Genomic DNA, 12,371 nt, shown 5'->3' with positions numbered 1-12,371 from the left:
GACACATCTGGGTTTCTGTTGGTTGTATCTGTTGCTAGACGCCTGTACAATCAGGCATATACCCACCCGGCAGCATGCACCGGAGCGGGACTTCTTTTACACTCAAGCTTACTTTTATATATTTATTTCCTAAAGATAATAATAACAGTATAACCGAAAACATCTCTGGAGGTTACGATAAATATGAATCGTACTAACAATAATATGCAATCCAATCATACACAGTATGTGGCACCGCTGTTTGAATCATTTACACTTGGTCAATTGAAGCTGTCCAGTCGCATCGTTATGGCACCGATGGCGCGTGGGTTCTCGCCCAACGGTGTACCCGGAACCGAGGTGGCGGATTATTATCGTCGTCGTGCTGAACAACGCGTCGGTCTGATTATTACTGAAAATGTCTCCATTCCGCATCCTTCTGCCAATCAGGACCCGGCGAACAGCCCGGACTTTGGCAGTGAAGCTGCTCGTGCAGGCTGGAAGCATGTCGTTGACGAGGTGCATCGCGTCGGCGGCAAAATTATGCCGCAGCTTATTCATGCTGGTATCGCTAGAGAGAACTTTCCACAACCGGAAGGTGCCGTACCGTCGATCGGGCCGTCAGGTCTGGATGTGAATGGTGCCGTACAAGGCGAAATCATGACGGTAGAGCAGATCAAGGAGGTTGTACAGGCATTTGCTGATGCGGCAGCGCAAGCGCAGCAGCTGGGTTTTGACGGCATTGAGCTGCACGGGGCGCATGGTTATCTGATCGATCAGTTTCTATGGGAAACGACCAATCGCCGCGAAGATGAATACGGTGGAAGTATTGCCAACCGGGCACGTTTTGCCGTGGAAGTGGTAGAAGCGTGCCGCCGTGCGATCGGTCCTGACTTTCCGATTGTTTTCCGGTTCTCGCAGTGGAAATATCCAGTGTACACAGCGAAGCTGGCACATGATGCAGAGGAACTGGCAGCGCTGCTGAAGCCGCTTGCCGCAGCAGGTGTAGATATTTTCCATGCGTCCACCCGTCGTTTTTGGGAGCCGGAATTTGAAGGTTCACCGCTCAGTCTGGCAGGCTGGGCAAAACAGCTCACTGGCAAAGCCGTCATTACCGTTGGCTCGGTCGGCTTGAAGCAGGATTTTACCGAATTTTTCGCATCCGGTGCAGATGCTGAGCAGCAGGGAAGTGTAAGCGGTCTGGCAGAACGATTGCAACAAGGCGAATTTGATCTGATTGCCGTCGGTCGCGCTCTGCTTGCCGATCCAGCATGGGCAGCCAAAATTCATGACAATCGTCTGGACGAACTGAAACCATTTCAAGCAGAGGCAGTTGGTAAGCTGTACTGATGTGATCGTGAAAAAGGGATATGTACCATAACCTGATTTTCCATTTTCGTTAAGATAAGGTGATTTTATACAAAAAAACAACATATTATAGTAACGAAAGTTCACGATCATTAATAAATGGTCAAGAGAAATGAATCGAGGGTAAGTACCAGGTGATAAATGGGTTTTAAATCAACTAAGCCCGTTGTGCTAGTTAAAAAATAGTCTTACCCAGAAAAACGATCAAAATGAAAGTGATCAAATCTCATTTCAGAAGGTGGATTCGCATGTAACGACATTTTTGATTGTACAAAAAAACAGTCGTTACAAAGCCAATTTTCTACTATTTTGCAAGTTGATTTGCTAGATTTCATCCTAAGTTACTTACTGCCTACTACTTTGATTCATGATATACACGTTAGATGCTACAAAAAAGAGAGCAAATGGAAATAGTATTTTCTATCTTGATCCGTCGTTTCACTCTGACTTCCATTCGCTATAAAAGTGTATAAGGGTTTGAAGTGCATTCAGACAAGATTTAGCTTGCATATACGATTACAAATAGGTGTAATCCAAGATTAACTGGAACTAGTACCACGGGTTCTTCAACTGAATATATATAGTTCAGCTTAAACAATATAAAAAAAGCGACAGGTTTATAAACCTGTCGCTTTTTACTATTCAGCTTTTCCAGCTCTAATATAAGTTTTTCCATTATCCATAATAATTAATATAGTTTTATCAGTAACATTTTCAACCCCATGAGCAACTTGATCCGTTGGAAGATTATTTGTTGATTGAGTAGTAACATTGTAGTAGTAATCACCTGCATAAATAGTGCTAACATTATCTTTGACTTGTTTCATTTCTTCAGTAGAAGCAGTACCTTCCACCACAGATGGTTGTTTAGTTGCAGCTTTTGTTTCTTGACTAAAGTTACTAAATAAAATCAAGCATGTTCCAATAACACATATTGTAACAATTGTAACTCTACTCAATCTCCAACTTTTGTTGCTCATTAAAATCATCCTTTCTTAATCAAGAGTATGTCCATTCCCACTTAGTCTGACTGTAGATGAAGTATTTGTATTGTAAATGTAAAGATAGATAGGTTTATCTGCTGTGCCTTTAGGTACATTAGTGAAGGTAATAATATCTCCATTTTTATTTCCACTTACTACATAGTTGGATGATTTTAGCTTCGCATCTGTTGATTGAAACACATAAGTCAAATTAGCTGGGTTCTTATCTGTATTAGTAGTTTGAGCTATCTGGAGTCTGATTGTACCATATCTATGAGCTGGAAGTGGACTAGAACTTCTCACGTAATCTGTAAAATGCCCGAAGCTATAAGAAATATTTTGCCCATCTGTGTCTAAAGGACTCATAACAGAACCCTTTACATTTCCAGAATTTATAGAGCCATTAAAATCACTTGGACTTACTGGAGTTAAAACTATTGGATTACTTGCTGAATTTGTAGCTTGATCAGTACTATCTGTAGTACTTTGTGCAGATGCTAAACTTGCTCCTGATAATAGCATAGATGTAGATAAAATTAAAACCATGGTTGTTTTTTTCATTCGTTCCTCCTAGTTAATATGTATTATTTATATAGACTCTTTCTTGCACTGGTAATAGTATCACTTTTTTACTTTTATTTCAATAAAATAGTATATAGAATTTAATTATTGAGCAAAAGTTTCTTTGCGATTGGGTATACAAACTAAAAATGCTAGCACACGATTCACGATTATAGAGGTCTGCCATCGTGACCTATGTTCATTGCTTACAGCATATTAAGTACTTTTGCCCCATGTACTTCACCAACAGTAATGTGGTTTGGACGCATAGGCAACGAAGAACGAATCAGATTGCGAATGCTAATCTTGCCCTTACCTTCCATGTCGAGATTACGTGTTTTCATCGAGATCAGATTCGGCCAGTGCGAATTTGTAACTCAGCAGAATCCTCAATCGTAATCACCCGGTCGTCTATTGAACGCATTAAAAAGTCGTTTTACCCGACCCTGTTCCGCCACTGATAAAAATGTTGAATTTGCTACTTATCAGCGCCTATAGTAAAACAGAAGCTATATGCTCTAACACATCAATTCGCACTAGATCGTTCATGGTTAACGGCTACTCGAGGAATTTACTAATTGTCATTGTTGGTCCTTCAAGAGCAATCGGCGGTGAAATTAAGTATATTCAAAGAAAAATCTGCTGATTTTGCGATTCATAAATGAAGAGATACAGCGGCTTGCGGGTGAAATATAATTAGATATTCTAGAATATCAGTATTATACTTTGTCACAATCACGAAAAGTAGCTATTTCCGCATATCATATTTAGAGCGGTGAAACCTTCTGCACGTCCTGTGGCGGTATGACTGGTTTAGGCGCTTTTATTTTCAACTTCCACTCGGATACGACTACACCTGCAAGCACCAGAGCAGCACCAATATACCCTTTGACTGACAGCATTTCATGCTCGAACCAGAAAGCGAACAGCGCCGCAAACACCGGTTCCAGTGCAAAGATCAGCCCGGTACGCGTTGGTGTTGTATATTTCTGAGCAATCGGCTGTATGACAAATCCAAAGGCACTGCACACTACACTGAGCGCCAACACGGCGATCCAACCGTCGCTTGTCTGCGGCAAGGTTGGCGTTTCGTATAGAAACGAAAAGATCAGTCCGTACAGACCAGCGAATCCCAGCTGCATGATGCCCAGATTCAGCGTACTAGACGTAATGCGCGCCGCCGCACCAGTCATTAGAATATAACCTGCATAACAGAGTGCCGCCAGAATACAGAGCGCATCGCCGGGATGAATACTGAGTTGCCCGTTCAAGGTCAATAATCCAATCCCTGACAAAGCCATTAGTACACCGGCAATCTGCCGCCCTGCCAATCTGCGCCGGAAGATGATCCAATACAGAATCGGGACAAAAATGACCGTCAGGCTAACGAGAAAGCCTGCATTGGACGTCGAGGTCGTCTGCAAACCGAACATAATAAACGCAAACACGCCAAACAGGCATAATCCGAGTAGCGCGCCGTATCCGGTTGTGCGCCAGTCCAGATGCCGCAATTGGCGGAAGAAGATGAGCGCTGTCAGAATAAAGGCAAAGCCAAAACGCAGCGCAATTAGATTGTAGGGGCTAAGCGAATCCATGCCCATTTTCATAAATAAATAAGAGGACCCCCAGCATAATGTAACGATAAAGATCAGCAGGTCAGCCCGCGATTGTTTCATGATAATCCATCCTTTGATTGGTGTAGTCATAGACGCTGCACACAGGCTCCGAATTCCTGCTAGCAACGGGTTAATAAAATCAGTATAGTAGCGTTAGAAGTATAAGTATATTGAATGTTTATAATGATATACATGAGAAGAAGTAATGGCTAAATCCTTGCGAATCATCCTGCGAATTATGAAGTCGGCAAACATAGAACAAAGTGTAAGCAGCATTGATTGTTTCTTAATAGATGCAGCTGATACAGCGGCCAAAGGAGCGGATACAGATTGAGTATTCATAAATATGAGGTTCTGCTCAAAGTGGTAGAGCTGGGCAGTCTGACACGGGCAGCGGAAGTGCTAGGATTTACGCAATCCGGGGTGAGTCATATTATTCACGGGTTGGAACGGGAATTTGGCTTTCCATTGTTATTACGCGACCGTTCCGGGGTACGACTGACTGCTAATGGTGAACGTGTATTGATTCCAATGCGTGAGACGGTGAATTGGAACGAACAGCTCAAGCAGGTAGTCTCGTCCATTCATGGGCTTGCATCCGGTGTCATTCGGATTGGCACCTTTACAAGTGTGTCGGTGCACTGGCTACCGGGGATGATTAAGGAATTTCAGCGTCATTATCCGGGCATCACGTTCCGGTTGATCGAAGGCGATTATGAGGAAATTGAAGAGTGGATTGCTAACGGTGAGATCGATTGTGGCTTTATGACATTGCCTGCGCGCGGGACATTTGATATTTTGCCGCTACGTCAAGATCGGATGTTAGTAATCGTACCGCCAGATCATCCACTGCGGGAGGCGGATACCTTTCCGTTGTCACGGTTGTCAGAAGAGGATTTTATTATGCCGCGCGAAGGTTCGGATTACGATGTGCGGCGTGTACTGGAACATACAGGTATTACGCCGAATGTGCGCTTTGTACTGGGCGATGATTATGCGATTATCGCGATGGTGGAGAACGGGCTGGGAATTAGCATTTTACCAGAACTCGTCTTGCAGGGGCGGGATCACAATGCCGGGATGCTAGAGCTAGAGGAACGAAGTTTCCGTTCGCTTGGTTTGGCGGTGCAATCGCTATCAAAAGCCTCACCTGCGATGCGGCGTTTTTTGGAATATGTAAAAGAATGGGTTCAGCACGTCGAGAAGCGGAATGTTGAAGCATGGCGATCAACGAGTAGGAATGCTGAATAGCAACCGTCCAACCATCGTATCGAAAATGGCAAAGGCAATCTCATTTCCGAGCGTGGGACTGCGTTTATTTCACCGCAAACTATGTTATAATTAAGTCCGTCTTCCAATGTAAGCGTTATTATTATGAAGCGGATGGAAGGAAATGCCGCTTACATATCATTATCCCATGCACCGATTTCTGCCATATATACAGCGGGCGCAAGCCGGCTAGATAGCGGTATCGTGGCGATTGGCGCTGTGGATGATGAATATCCGATAGTGATGGGCAATACCCAAAATCGTATTTTGCAGGAGGTATAACGATGGCTCTTGGAACGAGCATGATTATGCGTTTGCAGATGGATAAGAAACAGGTGAGTTTTGGCGATGTGGCTGGTGCGATTGCCGAATCTGGTGGCGATGTGGTGGCGATTGACGTCATTCATGCCAGCCCGGAAAGTACGACGCGTGACTTAACCGTCAACTTGCCAGAAAATGTGCGCGAGCAAATGCTACAATCGGTTGGGGCACTGCCGGGAGTCAAAGTCGTTAACGTATCAGACCGTACCTTTCTGGCGCATCTGGGCGGCAAGATTGAAGTACAGCCCAAGTCTCCAGTCAAAAACCGGGAAGATCTCTCCCATGTGTATACACCGGGCGTAGCCAAAGTGTGCATGGCGATTCATGAAGATCGGCAAAAGGCATTTTCCCTAACCGTAAAACGTAATATGATCGCAGTCGTCTCCGACGGTACGGCAGTGCTCGGACTAGGTGATATCGGTCCAGAAGCGGCAATGCCAGTTATGGAAGGGAAGGCGATGCTGTTCAAGCAATTTGGCGAAGTCGATGCATTCCCGATCTGCTTGGATACAACGGATACGGAAGAGATCATTCAAGCGGTCAAATGGCTAGCTCCGGCATTCGGTGGGATCAACCTGGAAGATATCAGTTCGCCGCGCTGCTTTGAGATCGAACGTCGATTGACGGAAGAACTGGATATTCCGGTATTCCACGATGATCAGCATGGTACAGCAGTCGTTGTTCTTGCTGGATTGCTCAATTCGCTACGCATCGTTGGCAAATCGCTGGAAACGGCGAAAATCGTCGTGCTCGGTATCGGAGCAGCAGGAGCAGCCTGTGTCAAAATGCTGCTGTCCGCCGGTGCGAAAAACCTGATCGCTGTCGATAAAAACGGCGCATTGGTACGCGACGAAGAATATCCGCACGAGATGTGGAACTGGATCGCCAACAACAGTAATTCGCAATTGGAAAAAGGTAGTCTGAGCGACGTCATTCAAGGTGCCGATGTATTCGTCGGTGTGTCTCGTCCGGGGCTGCTGACCGTCGATCATCTGCATACGATGGCAGAAGATCGGATCGTATTTGCGATGGCGAATCCTGATCCTGAGATTGATCCTGAAGTGGCAGAGCGTCATGTACGCGTAATGGCAACTGGGCGCAGCGATTACCCGAATCAGATCAACAACGTGCTGTGCTTCCCCGGCATTTTCCGTGGTGCCTTGGATTGCCGTGCCAGCGTGATCAATGAGGAGATGAAAGTCGCTGCTGCACGCGCCATCGCTTCGGTCGTGAAGGAAGACGAGCTGAACGAGCTGTACATCATTCCCGGTGTATTTAACGAACAGGTCGTGCAGGAAGTTCGTCGCGGTGTTATCCAAGCAGCGATTGCGACTGGTGTAGCACGTCGTACACCACCTGAATTCCGTTAATCTGAACGTAACATAAAGCAAGCTTCGCCGACAGCAATGTGATAACGGCGAAGCTTTTTTATACTTTTTGATCTACGTTATTTTTATACATGTTATGTAGTATGGTTTCTATACGATCTAGTACGTAATGAAGATATCTATATAGCACACAATGAATATATACGCTCACTTGTGACCAATAGAGGGAATGCGGTAGGATAGCAGTACCATCTTAATGTAATCAGGCAGGTGATCAACTATGACTGCACAACGACCGGACAATAACAGCCCACATCGTCAAGGTAAAAAGACAGCTTCTGCACGTCGACCTTCCAATGAGGCTTTACCTTCCATTCAGGTGTACGATGCTTCAACGCGAGCAAATCATCATCCTACAGATGCACATGACCCAGCATTGTCCGCCAGTCTGTATCATCTACATATCGCAGAATCGGGCTATCGACCGCAGCATTATGCCTACTATTACAAACAATGGAAACAGTACGAAATGGACTATCATCAGCACCAGTCCACAGAGATTATGTATATGATCTCCGGTTGCTGTCGTATCGAGCTATATCCTTCGTCAGGTACACCGAAGCAAGCGGAGAACGACAATGCTGTGAAGGGTGTGAGCGTTGATCTGCAAAAAGGACAATTTATCGTGATTGATGCGAATATTCCGCACCGCCTGATCGTTGGCGATACACCATGTCGCATGCTTAATCTGGAATTTGGATTGCAAAGCTGTGCACCGACCGCATCCATCCTGCATCAACTGATTCAGCAGGAAAAAGAACTAGCAGAGCTGATTCATACATCCCAGCCCTATATGGTGCTGTCCGATCCAGAGGATGTGTATTACACGCTCAAGTCGCTTGTATTGGAGCTGGATCAGCAGCGTGAAGGATCGATGCTGGGCGATCTGCTATTTGCTCAGCTGCTCGTACGCATTGCAAGACTATCACAGGAACATCGGCAGCAGCAGACGCCCCTGAGCGAGAGATATGTACATCAGAGCATCCAGTTTATGCGTCAGAACTATGACCGCAGCATTCGCATGGAACAGATTGCTGCATCCGTTAATGTACATCCAAGCTATCTGCATCGTATCTTCAAAAAACATATGCACAGCACACCGACGGATTATTTAAACACATTGCGCATGGACAAGGCGATGATGCTGCTTGGTCAAACGGACATTCCTATTGCCGAGATCGCCGATTATGTAGGTGTTGCCAGCCGCCCTTATTTTCATCTGTTATTCAAAAAGCATACTGGGCATACACCTGCCGATTATCGGATGCAATCCGAGCGATTTGTACGTAGCTATCAAGAGCCTGCGAACGAGACGACAGATAACCAACCGTTTCATGAGTGAGGAAGGTTAGGATTTTGGACAGATCACCGTGGAAAGAGTCACAATATTGATAACGCTTACTTGGAGAGGCGTTTTACAATACATTCATTATAGTAGATGGAGGGATGGTATCATGTCTTTTAAAGTAGCGTTTGTAGGAGCGGGAAGTATCGGATTCACACGCGGGTTGCTGCGTGATCTGCTAGCAGTGCCAGAGTTTGCCGAGATTGAACTCGCATTTACAGATATTAACGAGCACAATCTGGATATGGTGACCCGGCTCTGTCAGCGGGATATCGACGGCAACGGGCTGAATATTCGCATTCAGCATACTACTGATCGCAGGGAAGCGCTGAAGGATGCGAAGTACGTCATCTGTACGATCCGTGTCGGCGGACTGGAAGCCTTTGCGACAGATGTAGACATTCCGCTTAGATACGGTGTTGATCAATGCGTCGGTGATACGTTGTGCGCCGGTGGCATTATGTACGGTCAGCGCGGTGTTGCCGAGATGCTGAACATTTGCCGCGATATTCGCGAGGTCGCAGACGATCATGTACTGCTGCTGAATTACTCCAACCCGATGGCGATGCTAACATGGGCGTGCAATACGTATGGCGGTGTCAATACGGTGGGTCTCTGTCACGGCGTACAGCATGGTCATCATCAGATTGCGGACGTGTACGGACTGGACAAACAGGATGTCGATATCGTCTGTGCTGGTATTAATCATCAGACATGGTATATTCGGGCGAGTCATCAGGGGCGCGACCTGACGGCTGGTTTGCTGGAAGCATTTGAGAAGCATGACGAATATAGCCGTACGGAAAAGGTACGCATTGATATGCTGCGCCGGTTCGGATATTACAGCACCGAATCGAACGGTCATTTGAGCGAATATGTGCCTTGGTATCGCAAGCGTCCGCAGGAGATTGGTGACTGGATCGATTTGAACAGCTGGATTAACGGCGAGACGGGCGGCTATCTACGTGTATGTACCGAAGGACGTAACTGGTTTGAAACGGATTTCCCGAACTGGATGCAGGAGGAACCCAAGCGCTTTGCCGCGGAAGAACGCAGCGAAGAACACGGCTCGTACATTATCGAAGCGCTGGAAACGGGGCGCGTGTACCGTGGACATTTTAATGTGATTAACAACGGCGTCATCTCCAATCTGCCGAATGATGCTGTGATCGAAGCCCCTGGTTATGTAGATCGTAATGGCATTTCGATGCCGCATGTAGGAGATTTGCCACTTGGTCCGGCGGCAGTGTGCAATGTGAGCATTTCAGTGCAGCGCTTGGCGGTAGAAGCAGCTGTGCATGGCGATGACAAGCTGCTACGTCAGGCATTTATGATGGACCCGCTGATCGGCGCAGTCTGCAATCCACCGGAAATCTGGCAAATGGTGGACGAGATGCTAGTCGCAGGCGAAGCATGGCTACCGCAATACGGTGAAGCAATCGCCGCCGCCAAACAGCGTCTGGACAGCGGCAATCTGCTGCCGACACAAGATTACGCTGGTGCAGCACGCCTGAAGGTCAAAACCGTCGCCGAAATGCAGGAAGACCGCGATGCTGCCAACCGCAACGCAGGCGAAGCTGATAAAGGCAAAGATCGGGAAAAGGTACAACAATAGAAAAAGTAGAAGTAGAACGTAGAAGAAGTAGCAGAAGTAGTAGAATCAACAGTATGTTTTATATCCACAAAAAGAGCAGTCGGATCAACAACATCCGACTGTTTTTCCCTATTCTGTAATCCCATGTAAGACGAGCGCAAATATATGATATAAAATATCAGAATATTGCTATACGGCATCGTCAAAACCTTTTACGCTTAAAAGAAGGCTGTAATGGTGAAATATAGAATTAGCAGCAATATGCCGCAAGTCTATTATCGAAGTGGAGGGTATTATATGTCTCAAGCTAGTGAACGCAAAATCAACTGGGGCATCATCGGCACCGGTGGTATCTCTAATAAATTTGTCGGCGATCTGCCGTTTACGAATAACGGAGTGGCGTATGCCGCCAGTTCGCGCAGTCAGGAAAGTGCAGATGAATTCGTTCGTAAATACAATATGACCGTTGGGTACGACAGCTACGAGAAGCTATTACAGGACGAGCAGGTCGATGCGATCTATGTCGGTACACCGCATCCATTACATAAGCAAAATGTGCTGGACGCGCTGCATGCTGGCAAGCATGTCCTGTGTGAGAAGCCGTTTATGATGAACGCTGGTGAACTCGAAGAAGCAATCCAGCTTGCCCGCGAGAACAAGCTGTTCCTGATGGAAGGCATGTGGACGCGCTTCTTACCGCCGCTGCGCCAAGTGCGAGAATGGATTCAAGATGGCAAAATCGGTGAAGTGCGATTGGTGAAGGCAGATTTTGGATTCCGTTTTGACGGCGATCCAGATCATCGTTTGCTTAACAAAGAATTGGGCGGTGGGGCACTGCTGGATACAGGCATTTACCCGGTATCGTTCGCTTCCATGGTACTAGGTGCCAAGCCTAACAACATTCACAGCACATCGTATATCGGACAAACGGGTGTGGACGAGCAATTTTCTATCCTGCTAGATTACGAAGGCGGACGCGCTGCCAGTCTGAACGGCGCAGTCAACATCTTGTTCCCGAATGAAGCATACATTCACGGTACTGAAGGATACATCCGCATTCCGCAATTCCTGTTTAGCCGCGAAGCGTACCTGTACATTAACGGGGAAGAGGTAGAGCATTTTACCGATGACCGCGAGTCTGAGGGCTATGCCTTTGAAGCGGAGGAAGCAGGTCGCCTCATTCTCGAAGGCGAGCTGGAAAGCGACATTATGCCGCTGGAAGAATCGCTGTCCATTATGCGTCTGCTGGATGAAGTGCGCAGTCAATGGGGACTAAAGTATCCGTCAGAGCAATAAGATTCAGTAACAATACGGGAATATATAAATAGTTTGATCATACAAAACAGGATGTCGTTCAGTCATAGACTGAGCAGGCATTCTGTTTTTTGTATGACTGAATAGGAACTCCAACCATTCGTTGCAAAAAAATATGCTGAATATGTACATTTTTTGATAGAAGCTGCCTGAATCGGTTGAAATACATAGTATACTGACTGGCTTAACATAGCGCTGATCTTATTTTACAAACAACGACGTCAACAGGTTGACGATTCCGTTCCTATAGCCGGATAAGCGAGAGCAGCCACTCAGCAGATGGAACCATCATACGGAGACGAGGTGCGGAAGATGACAATCATGAACAACACGATGTACAAATGGACAAGCTGGCTGCTGGTACTGGCTGCGGTTGTCGTATACATTCTATTTCAGACCCGGGCGGCAGTGCTGGTCGGCATGGCGCTGCTGGCGATTGGGATTATTATTGGATTGTTGACGATGCCACGGGCGCAACGGCTGCAATTTGCGATGTTTTATGTCGTGGCGGTGCCAGTACTTTATTTTATCCGCGCCTTTATGTGAAAAATATGTGAGAAAAGTAATTGATAACTATTCTCAACTGTGTCTGGTAGTGCTATAATTGATTTTCAGTGCAGCTCGGCGCTGTAT

The 12,371-nt window shown here is 46.3% G+C and carries 11 protein-coding genes and 1 pseudogene; 8 read left to right on the top strand and 4 right to left on the bottom strand.

Annotation, left to right across the window (positions count from 1 at the left end; genetic code table 11):
- The first annotated feature begins 183 nt into the window (after nucleotides 1-183).
- Nucleotides 184-1,329 carry an NADH:flavin oxidoreductase gene (locus ACDE64_RS19370; RefSeq protein WP_411347923.1) on the top strand — a complete coding sequence of 382 codons (1,146 nt, stop codon included), beginning with the start codon at nucleotides 184-186 and terminating at the stop codon, nucleotides 1,327-1,329.
- Between the two features lie 656 nt (nucleotides 1,330-1,985).
- Here the strand turns inward: ACDE64_RS19370 and ACDE64_RS19365 are convergent.
- The 4 genes and pseudogenes from ACDE64_RS19365 to ACDE64_RS19350 all read right to left on the bottom strand — a co-directional run bounded on the left by ACDE64_RS19365 (nucleotide 1,986) and on the right by ACDE64_RS19350 (nucleotide 4,567).
- Nucleotides 1,986-2,327: a hypothetical protein gene (locus ACDE64_RS19365; protein WP_411347922.1), complete on the bottom strand. Its 342-nt coding sequence runs from the start codon at nucleotides 2,325-2,327 to the stop codon at nucleotides 1,986-1,988.
- A 15-nt stretch (nucleotides 2,328-2,342) separates the two neighbouring features.
- Nucleotides 2,343-2,891 carry a hypothetical protein gene (locus ACDE64_RS19360; RefSeq protein ID WP_411347921.1) on the bottom strand — a complete coding sequence of 183 codons (549 nt, stop codon included), beginning with the start codon at nucleotides 2,889-2,891 and terminating at the stop codon, nucleotides 2,343-2,345.
- A 206-nt stretch (nucleotides 2,892-3,097) separates the two neighbouring features.
- Nucleotides 3,098-3,518 (bottom strand): annotated as a pseudogene (locus ACDE64_RS19355) (ATPase, T2SS/T4P/T4SS family); the annotation flags it as partial.
- A 140-nt stretch (nucleotides 3,519-3,658) separates the two neighbouring features.
- Nucleotides 3,659-4,567, bottom strand: coding sequence for a DMT family transporter (locus ACDE64_RS19350; RefSeq protein ID WP_411347920.1), 909 nt, complete (start codon nucleotides 4,565-4,567; stop codon nucleotides 3,659-3,661).
- A gap of 270 nt (nucleotides 4,568-4,837) precedes the next feature.
- Between ACDE64_RS19350 and ACDE64_RS19345 the strand changes: the two genes are divergently transcribed.
- The 7 genes from ACDE64_RS19345 (at nucleotide 4,838) to ACDE64_RS19315 (ending at nucleotide 12,284) form a co-directional block, all read left to right on the top strand.
- Nucleotides 4,838-5,758, top strand: coding sequence for a LysR family transcriptional regulator (locus tag ACDE64_RS19345; RefSeq protein WP_411347919.1), 921 nt, complete (start codon nucleotides 4,838-4,840; stop codon nucleotides 5,756-5,758).
- A 123-nt stretch (nucleotides 5,759-5,881) separates the two neighbouring features.
- A complete protein-coding gene (locus ACDE64_RS19340) occupies nucleotides 5,882-6,058 on the top strand; it encodes a hypothetical protein (RefSeq protein ID WP_411347918.1) in 177 nt (58 codons plus the stop codon).
- Between the two features lie 2 nt (nucleotides 6,059-6,060).
- Nucleotides 6,061-7,467 (top strand): NAD-dependent malic enzyme, encoded by a 1,407-nt coding sequence (locus tag ACDE64_RS19335; protein WP_411343713.1) that lies wholly within the window; start codon nucleotides 6,061-6,063, stop codon nucleotides 7,465-7,467.
- Between the two features lie 394 nt (nucleotides 7,468-7,861).
- Complete coding sequence (locus tag ACDE64_RS19330; RefSeq protein WP_411350344.1) at nucleotides 7,862-8,827, top strand: helix-turn-helix domain-containing protein; 966 nt, start codon at nucleotides 7,862-7,864, stop codon at nucleotides 8,825-8,827.
- Between the two features lie 112 nt (nucleotides 8,828-8,939).
- Nucleotides 8,940-10,445, top strand: coding sequence for an alpha-glucosidase/alpha-galactosidase (locus ACDE64_RS19325; protein ID WP_411347917.1), 1,506 nt, complete (start codon nucleotides 8,940-8,942; stop codon nucleotides 10,443-10,445).
- A gap of 276 nt (nucleotides 10,446-10,721) precedes the next feature.
- Entirely contained in the window at nucleotides 10,722-11,720 is a 999-nt protein-coding gene (locus ACDE64_RS19320) for a Gfo/Idh/MocA family protein (RefSeq protein ID WP_411347916.1), read from the top strand.
- Nucleotides 11,721-12,050: 330 nt separating this feature from the next.
- Nucleotides 12,051-12,284: a hypothetical protein gene (locus ACDE64_RS19315; RefSeq protein ID WP_411347915.1), complete on the top strand. Its 234-nt coding sequence runs from the start codon at nucleotides 12,051-12,053 to the stop codon at nucleotides 12,282-12,284.
- Nucleotides 12,285-12,371: the final 87 nt, after the last annotated feature.

Source organism: Paenibacillus sp. WLX2291, assembly GCF_046603665.1.
Lineage (GTDB): Bacteria > Bacillota > Bacilli > Paenibacillales > Paenibacillaceae > Saccharibacillus.
Note: the sequence above shows the minus strand (reverse complement) of the source record. Positions and strands in the feature narration are given on the sequence as shown.